Origin of the sequence: Pilimelia anulata, from assembly GCF_014647895.1 — a bacterium.
GTDB classification, from domain to species: Bacteria; Actinomycetota; Actinomycetes; order Mycobacteriales; family Micromonosporaceae; genus Pilimelia; species Pilimelia anulata.
In genome coordinates this window covers 764,138-779,810 of record NZ_BMQB01000001.1, presented here as the reverse complement: position 1 = coordinate 779,810, position 15,673 = coordinate 764,138, and the positions used below count along the sequence as shown (strand labels likewise).

8 protein-coding genes and 1 pseudogene are annotated in these 15,673 nt (G+C 71.3%); 4 read left to right on the top strand and 5 right to left on the bottom strand.

Features of this window, described 5'->3' with window-relative positions:
* Entirely contained in the window at window positions 1–852 is an 852-nt protein-coding gene (locus IEY94_RS03485) for an ABC transporter permease (protein WP_189168515.1), read from the bottom strand.
* A gap of 316 nt (window positions 853–1,168) precedes the next feature.
* On the opposite strand from IEY94_RS03485, the gene IEY94_RS03480 reads away from it, so the two are divergent.
* Window positions 1,169–2,557, top strand: a complete 1,389-nt coding sequence (locus IEY94_RS03480; protein WP_189168514.1) for a M48 family metallopeptidase — start codon at window positions 1,169–1,171, stop codon at window positions 2,555–2,557.
* Here IEY94_RS03480 and IEY94_RS03475 read toward each other — a convergent pair.
* The 3 genes from IEY94_RS03475 to IEY94_RS03465 form a co-directional block, all read right to left on the bottom strand.
* Window positions 2,538–3,782, bottom strand: coding sequence for a S8 family peptidase (locus tag IEY94_RS03475; protein WP_189168513.1), 1,245 nt, complete (start codon window positions 3,780–3,782; stop codon window positions 2,538–2,540). The two genes, IEY94_RS03480 and IEY94_RS03475, sit on opposite strands and share 20 nt — an antisense overlap.
* Before the next feature lie 227 nt (window positions 3,783–4,009).
* A complete protein-coding gene (locus IEY94_RS03470) occupies window positions 4,010–4,822 on the bottom strand; it encodes a DUF4097 family beta strand repeat-containing protein (RefSeq protein ID WP_189168512.1) in 813 nt (270 codons plus the stop codon).
* Window positions 4,823–5,060: 238 nt separating this feature from the next.
* Complete coding sequence (locus IEY94_RS03465; protein ID WP_229783274.1) at window positions 5,061–6,113, bottom strand: helix-turn-helix domain-containing protein; 1,053 nt, start codon at window positions 6,111–6,113, stop codon at window positions 5,061–5,063.
* A 295-nt stretch (window positions 6,114–6,408) separates the two neighbouring features.
* Between IEY94_RS03465 and IEY94_RS03460 the strand changes: the two genes are divergently transcribed.
* The 3 genes and pseudogenes from IEY94_RS03460 to IEY94_RS03450 all read left to right on the top strand — a co-directional run bounded on the left by IEY94_RS03460 (window position 6,409) and on the right by IEY94_RS03450 (window position 8,784).
* The gene (locus tag IEY94_RS03460) at window positions 6,409–6,858 is read left to right on the top strand and encodes an RICIN domain-containing protein (RefSeq protein WP_189168510.1); all 450 of its coding nucleotides are present in this window, start codon (window positions 6,409–6,411) and stop codon (window positions 6,856–6,858) included.
* A 153-nt stretch (window positions 6,859–7,011) separates the two neighbouring features.
* A pseudogene (locus IEY94_RS03455) lies at window positions 7,012–8,351 on the top strand (IS256 family transposase).
* A gap of 127 nt (window positions 8,352–8,478) precedes the next feature.
* Window positions 8,479–8,784 carry a hypothetical protein gene (locus IEY94_RS03450; RefSeq protein WP_189168509.1) on the top strand — a complete coding sequence of 102 codons (306 nt, stop codon included), beginning with the start codon at window positions 8,479–8,481 and terminating at the stop codon, window positions 8,782–8,784.
* Window positions 8,785–8,786: 2 nt separating this feature from the next.
* On the opposite strand, the gene IEY94_RS03445 is transcribed toward IEY94_RS03450, so the two are convergent.
* A complete protein-coding gene (locus IEY94_RS03445; RefSeq protein WP_189168508.1) occupies window positions 8,787–15,665 on the bottom strand; it encodes a polymorphic toxin-type HINT domain-containing protein in 6,879 nt (2,292 codons plus the stop codon).
* Between the last annotated feature and the right edge of the window lie 8 nt (window positions 15,666–15,673).

The following is a 15,673-nucleotide window of genomic DNA, read 5'->3' as shown; positions in this document are numbered from 1 at the left end:
TCACTCCCCTGCGAACCCGCGGCGCCACGCCAGCGCGCGCCGCTCCACGAATCGGACGAGCTGGTCGGTGGCCACCCCGAACAGCGCGTACAGCACCAGCACCACGAAGATCTTGTCCGTACGCAGGAACTCCTTGGCGTCGTTGAGCAGGAACCCGATCCCCGCCTCCGCGTTGACCAGCTCGGCGACGACCAGGCCCAGCCAGCCGACGCCGAGGGCCTGGCGGAGTCCGATCAGGATCTGCGGCAGCGCGCCGGGCAGGATCACCCGGCGGACCAGCGCGGGCCCGCGCACGCCGCAGGACCGGGCGGACTCGACCAGCCGCTCGTCCACCCCGCGGATGCCGTGCAGCACGTTCAGGTACAGCGGGAACACCGCCCCGACGGCGATCAGCGTCACCTTCGACTGCTCGCCGATGCCGAACCAGATGATGAACAGCGGCAGCAGCGCCAGGTGCGGCAGCATCCGCAGGGCCTGCAGCGGCGCGTCCACGACGTCCTCGACCAGCCGCAGCAGCCCGGCGCCCAGGCCGAGGAGCAGGCCGGCGCCCAGCCCGATGGCCAGGCCGGCGCCGACCCGGCCGAGCGAGACGGCCAGGTGGTCGGCCAGCTCGCCGGAGCGCAGCAGCTCGGCGGCGGCCGCGCCGACCTCGGCCGGGGACGGGGTCATCGCGCCCCACGCGTCGCCGTGCGCGGTCCCCCACTGCCAGGCGAGCAGGACCGCGACCAGCCCGGTCAGCTTGCGCAGCCCGATCAGCCGCCGGCCGAGCCGGCGGGCCGCGCCCGGCGGGCGGGCGGCGGCCGGCGGGGCCGCGGCCGGCACCAGGGGTGGATCGAGCACCGTGGACGACATCGGGCGACTCCCTTCACCGGTGACCCCGGCCCGGGGCGGCTCTGTGGTGGCGGTAGCGGGGCAGCGGCCGTGGGCCGGCGGGGTGGCCGGGCGGTGGGCGGCCGGGTCGGGCGCGGTGCGGTCAGCGACAGCAGCGGGCGGACGCCCGGGGCCGGGCGCGGCCGCGGGGGGCCGCGACGACCGGTGCGTCGCGGTGCGGTCCGTGGCTCGTCATGCGAAGAGCATGCAACCCAGTATTCCTATCTGTCAAGTAGGGTTAATCAAGACGGTCGGATTGCCGACAGACGCCCGGTTCGTACCGGGGATCGGTGCCACGATGTCCGGCATCATGACGATCCACGCCCGCGGGGTGCGCCCCGCTCCGCCCGTCCGACCCGTGACGCCCGCTCGGCCCACGCCGCCCGCGGTGGCCACGCCGCCGGTGCGGCCCGGGCCGGTCGACGCACCGGCCGGCTGCCCGCGCTGCGCCCACCGGCTGCACCGCCCGGCCGGGCGGCCGCCGTGGTGCCCGGCGTGCGAGTGGAACCTCGACGCGTACGACCCGGACCGGCCCGACCGCGACTTCACCGCCCGCTGGCCGGACCGGCTGGCGTTCCGGTTCGCGTACCGGTCCGGGAACCGCCTGTTCGCCGCGCTGGCCGCCGCCCCGCTCGGCCGGCGCACCCCCGGCCCGGCCCGGGTGGCCGCGCTGGCCGCGGCCCTCGCCCTGCACGCCGGCGTGGCGGCGCTCGCCGTGGTCGGCGCGCTGCTGGTCGCCCGCGACTTCCCGACCCCGCTGCTCGTGCCCGGCCTGCTGGCCCTTGCCGCCGCGTGGACGCTGCGCCCCCGGCTCGGCCGGCTGGACCCGCTGGCGACGCCGCTGGACCGGGCGGCCGCCCCGCGGCTGCACGCCCTGGTGGACCGCGTCGCCGCCGCGGTCGGCGCCCCGCGCCCGGACGTGATCATTCTCGACGACGCGCTCAACGCGTCCGCCGGCACCGTCGGGCTGCGGGGGCGCCGCGTCCTCACCCTGGGCCTGCCCTTGTGGAGCGCCCTGGACCCGCAGGAGCGGGTGGCCCTGCTGGGCCACGAACTCGCCCACTTCGTCAACGGCGACGTCCGCCGCACCCGGCTGACCGGGTCCGCCTGCGCGACGCTGGCGGAGGTGGCCGACCTGCTCGCGCCCGCCCCGCACGTCGGCGGCGACGGCACCACCGTGGGCCTGCTCGTCCTGGTCGCCGACCGGGTCAGCCGGCTGCTCCTGCGGCTCGCCGGCCGGCTGGTCGGGCTGGCGCACGCCGTCCTGTGCTGGCTGACGCTGCGCGACTCGCAGCGCGCCGAGTACCGGGCCGACGAGCTGGCCGCGGCCGCCGCCGGCACCGCCGCCACCCGCCGCCTGCTGGACAAGCTGATCGCGGCCGAGTCGCTGGAGACCGTCCTGTGCCGCAGCGCCCGCGCCGGCGGCGGCCCGGCGCAATGGCGGGCCGAGGCCGACGCCGTGCTCGCCGGCCGCCGCGGCCGGCTCGCCGCGCTGCGCCGCGAGTCGGTCCGCACCGACGCCCGGCTGTTCGCCAGCCACCCGCAGCCGGGCCTGCGGGCGGCGATGCTCGACGCCCGCCCGCCGCAGCCGCTGTCGGTACGGCTGAGCCCGGCCGAGGACGCCCGGATCGACGCCGAGCTGTCCCCGGCCGCGGAGCCGGTCCGGCTCAGCCTCGCCCACTCCTGACCGCGCCGAACTGGACGTTCAGCAACTTGTTCGGCGAGCCGGCGCCGGGGTTCTTGACCTCGCCCGTGGTCGCCGCCGCCACGATGCCGTCGTGCGCGGCGGCCGGGGTGGCATCCGGGTTCGCGTGCAGCCAGAGCGCCAGCGCGCCGGCGGCGTGCGGGCTGGCCATCGACGTACCGGTCTTCTGGGTGCTGCCGGTGTCGCTGCTGTGCGACGCCGATTCGATGTTCGTACCGGGGGCGAAGAGGTCGACGCAGGTGCCGTAGTTGGAGCTGGAGTTGCGGCGGTCGTCGCGCTGGGTGTTGCCGACGGTCACCACCTCGGGGATGCGCGCGGGCCCGGTGCGACATGCGTCGGCGCCGTCGTTGCCGGCCGCCACCGCGAACACGAAGCCCTGCCGGGACAGGTCGCGGATCATCTCCGCGGCGAAGTCGGCGGTGTCGAACGACAGGCTCATGTTCACCACGGCCGGCTTGACACCGTTCTTGCCCAGCCACTCCAGCGCGTTCAGGGCCCACGAGTCGGGCGCGGACGAACCGCAGCCGAACGTGCGCAACGCGACCAGCTTCACCTCCCGGGCCACGCCGTACGTCCGGCCGCCGATCGTCCCGGCGACGTGCGTACCGTGGCCGTTGCAGTCACTGCCGTCGGCCGGCTTGCTGTCGCTGAAGTCGCCGCCCACGCTGGCCCGCCCGCCGAACTCGGCGTGCGTGCGCCGGATACCGCTGTCGATCACGTACGCGGTGACGGCGGACCCGGTGTTCGGCGGGTTGTACTTCCTGTCCAGCGGCAGCTTCCGCTGGTCCAGCCGGTCCAGGCCCCAGGCGGGGTCGGCCGGCGCCGGCCCGGCCGCGGCGTCGGCGAGGTGGGCGGTCCCCTCCTCGTACACGGCGCGGACGGCGCCGTCGCCGGCCAGCGCGCGGGCGGCGGCGGGGCTCAGGCCGGCGGCGAGGAAGCCGCGGCCGGCGCCGTAGGTGGCGGCGACCCGGCCGCCGTGCGCCCGGACGAGGCCGGCGGCGGTGGCCGCGGCGGACCGGGTGTCGCGCAGGGCCACGAGGTAGCGGCCGGGGATGGGCTCGCGGGCGGCGACGACCGTACCGGCGGGTGCGGCCGGGGCGGCGTGGGCCGCGGCGGGGACGAGGGCGACGGGGGTGAGCGCGGCGGCCAGGGCGGCCGCCAGGGACAGGGCGCGCGGGTGGGCGCGGCGCCGCGGTGCGCTGTTCATGGGTGCTCCAGGGATCGGGAGGGTGCGCGGGATTCCGGCCGTCGGCCGGGGTGGACCGATGCTAGGAAAGCGCGCGCCGCCCGGAAACCGGGAAACCCCTCGACCTCGACAACCATCGATGAATTGGCACATCGGACGGCCAATTCGTGCCAACCCGCGCCCGGAGCGGCTGCGCCGCGCTGGCGGGCCGATCGCGCGCCGGCCCGCGCCCGCGGCCGGGGTCGGCGTCAGGCGGTGGCGTGCAGGCCGATGTCGCCGCTGTCGGTGCGCACCGCGATCGTCCGCCCGCTCGCCGGGCTGTTCTCCACCGCGATCGACCGGTCCCCCGCGTCCGTCGCGGCGTCCACCCGGTACCCGCCCGGCACCGGCGGTACGCCGACGTCGATGTCGCCGCTGTCCGTCCGGCCGGACACCGCCCGCGGCGCCGCGGCGAACAGCAGCCGGATGTCGCCGGCGTCGGTGGCCGCGTCGACCGTCGGCGCGGTCAGCGCGTCGGCCACGATCGAGCCGCTGTCCACCCGGACGGCGACCGGCCCGGCCGCGCCGCCGATCCGGACGTCGCCGCTGTCCGTGGTGATCCACTGCTCGCCGGTCAGCCCGGTGGTGCGCACGTCCCCGGCGTCGGTACCGGCGTGGACGGCTATCCCCGCGGGCACCTCGACGACGTGGTCGACCGAGCACGACCGGCGGGACGCGCACCGGGCCCGGATCTCCAGCGCCCCGTCGGCCTGCCGCTCGGTCAGCACCGGCCGGCGGCCGGACCAGGTGAGCCGGCGGCGGACGGTCACGTGCGGGCCGGTACCGGCCCGCACGGCGAGGTCGCCGCCGTCGGTGTCGATCAGGAGCCGGGTGATAGGGCCGGCGTACGTCTGCTCGCGGGTCTCGTGCCGGTCGAACAGCGGGACCAGGCCGCACCCGCCGAGCGCCGCCAGCGCCAGCACCCCGGCGACCGCGCCGACGATCCGCCGGCGGAGCCCGGACGGCCGGCGCCGCTCCCCGGCGGGGCGCGCGCGGCGGTCGGCCCGTGCCTTGCCCGTCATCGGACCTCCCCGCGGTCGGCGCAGTGCCCACACCGTAGCCCGCCCGCGCACGTCGCGCCGGAGCGGCGCGTCCCGCCGCCGCGGATCACCCGCGCGGCCGGCGCGCCGGCCACCCGACACGCACGGCGCGGCCGCCCGGCGCCGGTCGGGGCGGCGGGGTGGAGCGGTCGGGCCACGGTATTTCGAAGCCGGTACCTGTCTCTCGTCCGCCCCCGGCGGCGGACCCGGCCGGCGGATCTCAGCGCGGCGGGGCGCGCCGGCCGGAGGCCACCTCGGCCGACGCCGGGCCGGGTGGGTGATTCGCCCGGTAGCAGGCCCGGTCGCCGAAGTCGCCGCTGGCGAGGTAGCGGCGGTGGGTCGCGCGGATGTTCCACTCCGGGTCCAGTGCCAGCAGCGGCGTTCCGCCGAGTTCGCTCACCAGCGCGTCGGAGAGCTGGAAGACGCCCCAGTTGCGACTGCGGTCGGGGTTGGGCGTCGCGTACAGCGGGTCCAGCCGGGACCGGCAGTGGGCAACCCGGACGGCCAGGTCCGGCGCCTCGCGGAAGACCTCCCGGATGCGGGCCTCGACCCGCTCCGCCGGCCAGGACTGCAGCGTGACCGCGTGCGAGTAGAGGGCCCGCTTGGTGGCGAGATCCGCCACGCCCGTCACCGGCAGCTTCGCCAGCATCTGGTACGCCGTGACCTTGCCGAGCGTCACCGGGCCGAAGGTGCCGTCGACCTCGATGTCGGCCCCGGCGTTGGCGAGCAGCCGTTGCAGCTCCTGGACGCAGCCGTCGCTCCGGCCCAGCCCCACCGGCGCGGCGCACGGGCCGTCCAGCAGCCAGTGGCTGGGGTCGGCATCCGAGTCGGTGCGGGGCCACCACAGGCTGACCCCGCTCAGCGCCAGTACCGTCGCGAGGCCGACGGCAACCGCCCGGCCGAGGCGCCACCCCGGCCCGCGCCCGCGCCGCCGTGCCGGCGACCTCGCGGCCCCGGTCGGGCCCGCTGCGCCGTCGGCGGGGCCCGACGGCACGGGATCGGGCTGCGTGGGATCCGGCGCGGCGTCCGCCATCGCCGCCGCCGCGGCGTTCCAACTCAGGTGAAGCTGACCCTGTTCCGCGGCGGTCGCGCCGCAGAGCGCGGCGATCCGTTCGACGGTCGCGAAGTCGGGTGGTACCGACTCGCCGCGGCAGTAGCGGTGAATCGTCGACTTGCTGATGTGGGTACGCCGGCCGATCACGTCGTAGCTCAGACCGCTGCGCCGCTTCAGGTCGGTCAGCAGGGAAGCAAGATCCGCAGGCAACGCCGTCACCCCCGTGGGACGCGTAGTGGTACCGACATTCGACCCCACCCGGCGCGCGCTTGTCCATAGTGGGCCGGCACGCCCCGGGACGCGTCCCGCCTCGGACCGGCCGGGCCGGGTCACCGCGGCGGCGGCGTCCCGGGCGTCCCGCGGCGTCCCGGCCGCTTGTTCCGTACCGAGCGGCTGCCGGAGCGTTGGTGCGGCAGGCGGCCGAGCCACAGGAACCGCACCCCGGCAGCCAACGCCGCCCGCACGGCCCATCACCGGAGCCGGCAACGGCCGGACCGACCACACGGAGGAACCCATGAAGCTCATCACTCTGCTCGCCACCGCGGCCACGGCGACCGCGCTGGTGTCCGGTCCACTGACCGCCGCGCCGGCCGGCGCGGCGGTCGACGGCGGCACCGTCAAGAACGTCGCCGCGCTGCTCTGCCTGGACAGCAACGGCGCCGGCGACGCCTACACGCTCGCCTGCAACGGCGGCAACTACCAGAACTGGCGGCGGGAGAACGGGCGGTACGGCGTCAAGTTCGTCAACGTCCAGACCTGGCGCTGCCTGGACAGCAACGGCAAGGGCGAGGCCTACACGCTGCCCTGCAACGACGGCTCCTACCAGGAGTGGCAGCTCACCTCGACCCGGTACGGCTGGGAGGCGAAGAACGTCGCCACCGGCCGCTGCCTCGACAGCAACGGCAAGGGCGAGGCCTACACGCTCGGCTGCAACGGCGGCAACTACCAGCGCTGGGCCTGGTGAGCAGGGGCCGAGCGGACCGGGTCCCGCACGGCGCGCGGTGACCTGACGAGCCGCGCCGACCCGCGGTGAGCCGGCGGTCCCCCGCGGGCTGTCGGCTCACCGCGGGGACTGTAAGACGAACGGTGTAACTCCTGATCAAGGGAGCAGCACCTGATGAGCGAAGCAGCAACGGCCGGCGTGGATACTGCCGCGGTGGCGAAGAAGATCGATGCGGCGCAGCCGCCGGTGGACGGGGTTGACGGCGAGCTGGTCGGCCGGCTGGTGGAGCAGGCCCGGACCGCGGGGGTGCAGCTGACCGGGGAGGGCGGGCTGCTGCAGCAGCTGACCAAGCGGGTCTTGGAGTCCGGGCTGGAAGGCGAGCTGAGCGACCGCCTCGGTTATGACAAGGGCGATCCGGTGGGCAATAACGGCGGCAACAGCCGCAACGGCGCCCGGGCCAAGACCGTCTTGACCGAGATCGGTCCGGTCGAGGTCACCGTCCCGCGTGACCGCAACGGCTCGTTCGAGCCGACCATCGTCAAGAAGCGCCAGCGGCGGCTGTCCGGGGGTCGAGGACATGGTGATCTCGCTGTCGGCCAAGGGCTTGACGACCGGGGAGATCGCGGCGCACCTGGCCGAGGTGTATGGCGCGCAGGTATCCCGGCAGACGATCTCGGCGATCACCGACAAGGTCGTCGAGGGCATGGCCGAGTGGCAGAACCGGCCTCTGGACGCCGTGTATCCGGTCATCTTCCTGGACGCCGTGTATGTGAAGATCCGCGAGGGGAAGGTCGCCAACCGGCCGATCTACGTGGCCTTGGCGGTGACCGTCGAGGGCACCCGCGACATCCTCGGGTTGTGGGCCGGCGACGGGGGTGAAGGCGCCAAGTTCTGGCTGCAGGTCCTGACGGAGCTGAAGAATCGGGGCGTCGCGGATGCGTGCATGGTCGTCTGTGACGGCCTCAAGGGCCTACCCGACGCGATCGCCGAGGTCTGGCCGGCGCGGTGGTGCAGACCTGCGTGATCCATCTGCTACGGGCCTCATTCCGCTACGCGGGTCGTCAGCACTGGGACGCCATCGCCAAGGCGCTTCGTCCGGTCTACACCGCACCCACCGAGGCCGCCACGAAGACCCGCTTCGCCGAGTTCACCGACGCCTGGGGCAGCAAATACCCGGCCATCGTCCGGCTCTGGACCAACGCGTGGGCGGAGTTCACGCCTTTCCCGGCCTTCGACACCGAGATCCGCACCGTGGTCTGCTCCACCAACGCGATCGAGTCCGTCAACGCCCGAATCCGCCGCGCCGTCCGCGCCCGCGGCACTTCCCCAACGAGGCCGCCGCACTCAAATGCGTCTACCTCGCCGTGATGAGTCTCGACCCCACCGGCCAAGGCCGCCGCCGCTAGACCATGCGCTGGAAACCCGCCCTCAACGCCTTCGACATCGCCTTCGAAGGACGCCGGTCCCCAGGCCGCAAGTCGTCCTCAACAACCGGCGTTACACCGTTCGTTTGACAGACCCCGTACGCGCCGGGACGATTGATTACGCAGCGAGATGGCCCGGCTGCGTGTGGCAACCGGGCCATCTCGTATTCCGTGGCCCGAATAGGTTCGGGTCTCACATTCAAGATGCCGATCTTTTGTGCATCAACCGGCATTCATTACCCGCGCGAGCGAGGCTGAGGACTTAACTGACTGGATATTTATCCAACCAAGTCCAATCGCCTTGAAGGCCCCTCAAATTGTCTATGGTGAAATCCAGAGCCTCTCGGAAAGTCCTGAAATCGGCATGGAAGGAGTTCCCTTCACCGAGGCCGGCACCGGACACCACAACCGTCCAAGGACGCTGGCCGAATCCAGAACGTTCTCCATCAACCTTCAGGACCATCGTGACGCCACGCTGGCCGAGCTCCTGCATGAGTTCCGGCAGGCCCAAGCCCGTATCTAGCACTAGTACCCCCTCAACATGCGGGCGATTTGGCCGATATCGTTCGTATGGCCCTTGGCGTTTGCGTTGGCCACCTTACCAATTACCGACCAGAGCTCATTTGAGTTCGGCCCGCTGATGACGTTATTTCTCTTCATTAGTTCGGACACAACTGTATGTGCCGTTCGCTTATTTCCGTCGTTGTACATGTGCGAGCCAGCGATGTCCCGGATCATCACCGCCGACTTCTCCCAGAAGCTGTTGTATCGGGCGGCGTTAGCCAGCGCGTTAGAAGCCGACCCATTTAGCTCGGTTACGCCGCCGACACTGCGGTTAATGTCATCGATCTCATCAGCAGAAACTTCCTTCTTGAAGCCTCCGCCGCAGTTGTGGACCAGGACTGGGGTGTTGCCGGCTAGTACATGGTAAGTGTGAATGTCGGCTACCGTGAGGTTATGTACCGTCGCAGCCACCGTCGCGACACGAGCAGCCAGGATGCGTACGTCTCCGCCCCGGAGCGACTGCAGTGTCATGTCGGCCTTCAGTTCAGAGGCAGCCATCCACTGCTGGCGGCTGGCCACCCAGAACGGATGACCCGCCGTGGCGACGATCTTCTCCGTCCGATCACCGCGCGACCCATCGACGTCGATAGTGAGCGTCACCAACCGCTTCGCCCCGTGACCCACGATTGTCGCGACCACCTCGCGGGACCCGGCTCTCCCCCGCTCCGGATCACTCGCTCGAACCCGATCACCGGTCTTGACCTTCTCGATGGGCTTCTTGCTGCCGTCCGCCATCAGCACCAATGTTCCGGGCACGAAGCTGTTGCTGACGCATGAGCCGCCGTCGGTCAGCTTGGTATACCGCTCGAAACTCGCCTCGGCCGCGCGTAGTGCCTTGCGCGTCTGGAAGAACTCGCCCACCAAGTCGATCAGCTGGGCACCGAGGTTCTTCACGGTCTTGACGACCTGCGCCAACGCCTTCCACCGCAGCCCGTACTTGACCACGAGCTTCCCGATGGCTCCGCCGATCGCGGAAGTGATGATGTTGATACCGGTCGCCACGCAGGCGCCGATATCACCCTTGGTGACGCAGTCGAGCGCGTCGGTGATGCCCAGCTCTTTGGCGAGAATCTTGCCGAGGTGCTTGCCGACAGCGATAAGTTGCCGCTTGTTCTCGGCCGCTCGCTGGCGTGCTCGGAGAACATCAGCCGATACCGGCGGCACGTAGTGCACGTTGCTCCCACTGCCCGACCAGTTGCTCGTCGGATCCTTGGCGTTGGAGCAGCCGCCACAGCCATCGTTGTGCCCGGCGACGTGGTGGTACTTGCCGTCCTTGTCGACATAGTCCGCACCCGGCCCGCACCGGTCGTCCGAGCATGCCTTCAGGCCATCCGGGTCCGAGAAGCTCGCCGGGCTGTTGTTGGCATAGGCGTATCCGTTCATCTGCTGCGGGTCGAACACGTCGATGATCGGGTCCACCGACATGAAGCGGCCGGTGGTCGGCTCGTACTGGCGGGCACCGAGCTCGGTGAGACCGGTCGACGGATCCTTGGTGCCGCCGACGAAGCCCTTGTCCCCGAACCAACCCATGGCGTCCGGCTGGCTTCCCCGCGGTGTGCCGAACGGGGTCGAGCGCCGGATGGCGATGTCATTGCGGGTGGTCGAGATTGCCGCCTGGCCCGTGCCGTGGTGGTCGGAGACCTGTATCTGCTTGCCAGCGACTGTCTCAACAAGCGTCGCACCACCGGCGAGCGGGGTGTAGCGGGTGCCCGCCACGGCGCCGGTCTTGCGGTTGAGCTGCAGCTCCATCGGACCGACGTACAGCGTTGTGCTGTCCGCCTCCCGCCGCAGGATGCGAGCGCCGTCGGCGTCGTAGAGGAACTCGGTGGTCTTTCCCTTCTCCGTCACGGCCGCCACGCGGCCCTCCACGTCCCAGTCGATCTTCTGTTCCTCGCCGACCCTGACGCGCTTGGTCACGGCGCCGGCGTCGTTGTACTCGTAGGAGTAGCGCCGGTCGCCGCGCTCGCCGCTCTCCGTCACCCAGGTGAGCGCATGGGGGCGGGGCTTGCCCGGATCCGGGTACGCGTACGTACGCTCGACGGTCTTCTCACCGCCGACCCCGTGAATCACCTCTCGAGTGCGGTTGCCGGTTTCGTCATAGGCATAGGAGTGGTGGTACGGAGCCGGGCCGGCGACGCCGGTCCGCTCGGGACCTCCCGCACACGGGTCGTCGGCGGGCTTGTCCGTGGTCCACGTGTCGGTCATCCGGCGCAGGTGGTCGTACCGGAAGCATTGAATATCGTTGACCTTGGTGCCCGGAGTGTCGGCGATCGACAGGACGTTGCCCATGTCGTCGTAGCCGAACTTCTGCAGGATGTCGCTGGTCGGGCGGTCCGGTGTCGGGTTGTCGCCGGTGGTGTACGCCTCCCGGGTCAGGCGGAAGGTGTCGACCCGCTTGGTGTCGTCGTAGGTGTACGTCGTCCAGATCCGACGGCTGCCGGACTTGACCTGCGCTTGGAGCAGCTCGCCGGTGGACAGGTAGGTGGCATCGGTCAGCAGCGCCGCGCGCTTGCCCTGGATCTTCTTGAGACGGCGCAAGTCGTCGTACTCGAACGACAGCACCTCGGCGGGCAGGCCGCCGGCCGCCGGCAGGTTGCTGGTGCGAACGGCGCCGTCCGCGTCGTACTGGGTGATGAAGTCGTACTGTCCGGCCAGTTCCTTGCCGGCATGCTCGGGCACGACCTGGCGGGTCTTCGTCGGCCGGTAGTGCGCGTCGCGGCTGAGGGTGGTCGTACGGTACTCCTGCCCATCGACATAGCGGATCGCGGAATCCAGTTGCCCGCGGTCGGCGACGTCGTAGGTCCAGGCGGCGAGCTTGGTCTCCTTGTCGCCATTCTTGCGGTAGGAGGCCACCTTTCGGCCGAGCGCGTCGTACTCCGACCGGAGCGTGACCCCGCGGGCGTCGGTCGCGGTCAGCAGCCGGTCGGCGGCGTCATAGGTGAATGTCGACTCGCCGGCGTCCGGATCGACGGCGCCGATGCGGCGGCCCTGGCGATCGTAGCGGTTGCGCCATGTGTTGCCGGCCGAGTCCTTGATCGTCGTCAACCGTCCCGCGTTGTCGTACCCGTAGGTCGTGGCGTCGAACACGCCCTCGGGACGACCACCCCGGTACTGCCTCAGCTCGACCACGCGCCCCGCGGCGTCGGTGATGCTGGTGGCCGCGGTCCCGCCGGTCGGCGGGGTGACGTGTGTGCGGTCCCCCTCATAGGAGGTCGTCGTGCGCCACTTGGCCACGTTGCCGACGAGCTGGATCGTCGCCGTGACACGGTCTTGCTCGTCGTACTCGTACGCGGTTCGCTTGCCGAGCTGCTCGCCGGGTGTCGCGATCATCTCGTCCGCCGCCGCTCCCTTGGCAAGGAACGGATCGTGCTGCGTCGCCGGCTTGCCGGTGGCGGTATACCAGATTTCGGAGACCAGACGGTTGCCGTCCGGGCCGGGCGCCTGGAGCTGCCGGGGGCGCATGAAGCCGTCGTAGAACTGGAACTCGGACTGCCAGCGCCGGTCGACCCACTTGTCGGCACGGACGACGACCGGCGCGTTGTCGCGGACGAGGTAGCTGTACTTCACGTCGGGGTCGGTGATCGGGCGGCCCTGCAGCGCCACGGCGGTCAGTCGCCCGAGCGCGTCGTAGGTCATGCGCGATGGCCGACCGTTCCAGTCGGTCTCGACGGTGGGCGTGCCCCACGCAATCGAGTACTCGGTGACGTTGCGGAACTCCGTCGGCTTGCCGGCGACATCCACCTTGGGCGAAATCTCGACCTTGCCGGTCGTCAGGCCCTCGGTCTCCGTGTACTCCAGCCGCGTTGTCGATCCCCCGGCGTCGGTGACCGTCAACGGACGGCCGTAGGGGTCGAACGTGCCGGTGGCGGTGTCGGTGTACTGCGGCGCGGCGTTGACGTAGTCGCGGAGCTGCTGGGTGCGCGTCTCCAGACCACGGGTGGGTGCCGGAGCGTCGACCCGACGCGAGGCGCCGTCGTAGAACACGACCTTGTCCGTCAGGACATCGTCCGGTCGACGCGGCTCGGTCGCGCACGGAACGCTGACGGTCTCGACGCGGCGGACGAGGTCCAGCAGGTGCAGCGCGCCGTTGTCCGCGTACTCGGTACGGATGCAGACTTCGTCGCCCTTGACAGCCTTGTCACCGGCGTTGTCGACGCGCAGCGTTCGACCGGTCGGCCACGCGCCGCCGGTGTCGTACGTCGTGGTGGACGCCGTCTCGCGCACCTTCCCGCCGGTGAGCGGGGTCAGTGACCGGACGGACTGCGGCTTGACGAAGTGGGAGCCGCTTTCCTTCCAGTTCTTGTCGACCGCCGTGCGATACCGGAACGGGATGGCGAGCGTCTTGCTGACCATACGGTCGCCGGCGAATACTCGGGTCTCGAACTCGAACCCGGCCAACTCGTCGTGGTCGACCTGCTTACCGCCCTCGGAGTTCTCGACCTCGGCCGGGCGGGTGCCGCCGCCCGGCTTCATATCGTCGTGCATGCCGCGCAGGAAGGTGTACCGGGTGTGGGTCCGCAGGTCGTTCACTCCGCCCGTGCGAACGCTGACCTCCTCGTAGCCCCGCCACTCGCTCCACGTCTGGAACTTGGGCTCGGTGATGCCGTCCTTGTGACTATGCCGCCACGCGGCGGCGCCGTGGTACTCGTACCGCGTGACCATCGGCGGTGAGAGCTTGACGTCCGGCGCCACGCGGGTGCGATCGCGCTCGACGACCTCCTCGACGACGTACTTATGGAACCAGTCGGGCGACTCGGTGCCGGTGCCCTTCGGGTCCCAGATCACCGGGAAGCAACGCTTGGTGCTCGTGCCCGGGGTGGGCAGGTTGCCGGGGGCACAGTCGGGCTTGGCGTAGTTGACATCGATCTGGGCGCCTGTATCGGTCAATACCGTTGCCAGGCGTGCCCTGGCCATCCCCGCAACGCCGTCATCGGGTAGGTCGATGCGGTTGTCGAGCAGCGACGGCACCAGCGTCACCGGCGGCATGGCCAGCGGCTTGTCGGCGCCGAACTGGCCGACATGCTGAATCTTGTACGGCCAGAGGCTCAGGCTGCCGTCGGCATTGTCCAGGAAACCCTGCTCCAGACGCCAGGACTCCACGGGCTTCCAAGCGTTGCCGGTGCGTACCTCGGTGGTCACTGCCGTCAATCGCTTGCGGGAGAAGAACGTGGGACTGGTCTGGCCGACCGTGCACTTCTTCCCCGTGGGGCAGATCAGGTCGAACGGAACATCCGGCCAGCGTGCCTGGTTGGCCTTCGTGAGGTCCTCTTCCTTGCACGCGAACTTCGCGTCGGGAACACACCGCTCGGCGACCTCGAACTGCACTCGCGCCGGCGCGTTCGCCGTGAAGATCTTGCCGTCTCGCTGACCGTAGTCGATGCGCTTCAGGTGACCGCCCCGGTCGTACCGGACGCCTTCCTTGTCGTACTTGGCATTCAACGCGTACGTGTTCGACTCGCGGCCGTAGTAGAGGGTCATGACGTTGCCGTGGCGGTCCTTGACCATGTCCAGGTTCCATCGCCAGCCCTGCTGGCAGTGCGCCTTGGCATAGTCGGCGTCGTGGCACGGCTCGCCGGCATCGTCGCCGAAGACGGGAACGGTCCAGGTCGAGTCGGTCGTCTCCTTACCCTTGCTCCAGCCGGGGAGCTGGCCGATGCCGTAGAAGTACTGCCGGCCGTCGGTGGTCGTGACCTTCCAACCCTCGCCGTTGTCGTCGCCGTTGGTCAGGCTCACCAACCGCTCGATCCGGGACCCGTCGTCGTTGCCGTACCGCCAGGTCGAGTCGACCGTGAAGCCGCTCGGGTCCTTGCGGTCGGTGTCATCCACCTTGATGATTTCGCTGGACCGACCATTGAGGCTGACCACGGCGTTGTCCCGCGCCCAGCACATGTCGCCCTTCTCTTTGTGGCCGTCGTCGGCGCAGGCCCGATAACGGCGCTCGACGTAGCCGGGCTCATAGGTGAAACCCTCGCCCACCCAGGAGCCCTGGTTGTTGGTCATCGCCGTGCGCCCGTCGGTGACCTGCGAGCTGTACGAGAAGGACAGGTCCGGGCCGAGACCGCCCGGCGTGGCCGGCGCGCGCATCGGGTAGCTCCAAGTGAATCCCCCCGTGCCCGGCGAGACGTTCCACTGGGAGGAGGGGGACAACGCCGTGGCACCATACGCGCCCTGACCGGACGCACCCGCCGCCGCCAGAACCAGCAGCACGGGGGCCGCACCGAACTGCACCTCGGCGGTCACCGACCGCGCCTCGGTGTCATTGCGGGTCGGCAGCGGCGCGACGGCGCACCCGGCCGCCGGGCCGCGCAGGCCGCACTCCGGCATGCGGTACAACCGCAGCCGGCCGCCGAAGTCGCCGCCGGCCGCGTACCGGAACGCCTCGTAGCCGAATGTCAGGTGTGCCGTGCGATCGGCCGGCCCCGTCGCGCGAACCACGACGCCGTGCACGTTCGCCTGCGCGGCGACCTCCTGCCCGAGCGTCTCCACCCGGATCGTGCCGGCGGCGGCGCTGCGCCCCGCGGACGTCAGCGTGACGGGGAGTCCACCCACCCGAACCTCGGCGCGGGCTCCGCCCTGCGAGCCGACCGGGATGTCAGCGGCCGCGGGTGCGGGCCACGCCACCGGACGCAGGCTCGATGAACGGCGCTGCTGGAAGGTGTCCCGGCCGAGCGGCGCGGCGGGCGGGGCCAGCCGGACCGGACGCGGCTTCTCGGCTGCCACGCCCGGGTGGTTGAGCCCTGTCCGCGGGCCGGCGTTGGCAGGTGCGTGCGCAGTGCCGAGTACGACGGCCAGGGTCGTCACGCCGGCCGCGATCCGACGCAGCCGGATGCGGTTCTTCATCATGTCTC

Bases quoted from the DNA above. Each gene is read 5' to 3' on its own strand.
- IEY94_RS03480 (WP_189168514.1), top strand. From the start codon at position 1,169: ATGTCCGGCATCATGACGATCCACGCCCGCGGGGTGCGCCCCGCTCCG.
- IEY94_RS03470 (WP_189168512.1), bottom strand. From the start codon at position 4,822: ATGACGGGCAAGGCACGGGCCGACCGCCGCGCGCGCCCCGCCGGGGAG.
- IEY94_RS03475 (WP_189168513.1), bottom strand. From the start codon at position 3,782: ATGAACAGCGCACCGCGGCGCCGCGCCCACCCGCGCGCCCTGTCCCTG.
- IEY94_RS03460 (WP_189168510.1), top strand. From the start codon at position 6,409: ATGAAGCTCATCACTCTGCTCGCCACCGCGGCCACGGCGACCGCGCTG.
- IEY94_RS03445 (WP_189168508.1), bottom strand. From the start codon at position 15,665: ATGAAGAACCGCATCCGGCTGCGTCGGATCGCGGCCGGCGTGACGACC.
- IEY94_RS03485 (WP_189168515.1), bottom strand. From the start codon at position 852: ATGTCGTCCACGGTGCTCGATCCACCCCTGGTGCCGGCCGCGGCCCCG.